Origin of the sequence: Paenibacillus sp. EKM301P (assembly GCF_011800295.1) — a bacterium.
GTDB classification, from domain to species: Bacteria; Bacillota; Bacilli; order Paenibacillales; family Paenibacillaceae; genus Paenibacillus; species Paenibacillus polymyxa.
The window spans coordinates 1-435 of sequence record NZ_JAALFM010000090.1; the positions used below are offsets into that span (position 1 = coordinate 1).

General features: G+C 55.9%; 1 protein-coding gene. It reads left to right on the top strand.

The genetic code is table 11. From position 1 onward, the window contains the following. Positions 1–435: AMP-binding protein (locus HFD99_RS24965; RefSeq protein ID WP_167441066.1), on the top strand; the 435-nt coding region annotated here is incomplete at both ends.

The following is a 435-nucleotide window of genomic DNA, read 5'->3' on the forward strand; positions in this document are numbered from 1 at the left end:
TCCGAGGATGAAAGGGCAGGCCAACTCATTTCCATCGGTCGTCCTATGCCGAATCACCGGGTGTACATGCTGGATGTACATGGACATTTGGCTCCGGTCGGCGTAGCAGGTGAACTGTGCGTATCTGGTCCGGGTCTGGCGCGTGGATATTTGGATCGTCCAGAACTGACGGCGGAGAAATTTGTACCGAACCCGTTTGCGTCTGGCGAAGCCGGCTATGAGCGGATGTACCGCACAGGCGACTTGGCAAGATGGATGCCGGACGGCAACATTGAATACTTGGGCCGGATCGATCATCAAGTGAAAATCCGGGGCTACCGGATCGAACTGGGCGAGGTCGAAGCACAAATATTGAAAGTGGAGGACGTGCAAGAGGTCATCGTCCTGGCCCAAGCGGACGAGCAGGGACAAAACCAACTGGTGGCGTACTATGTC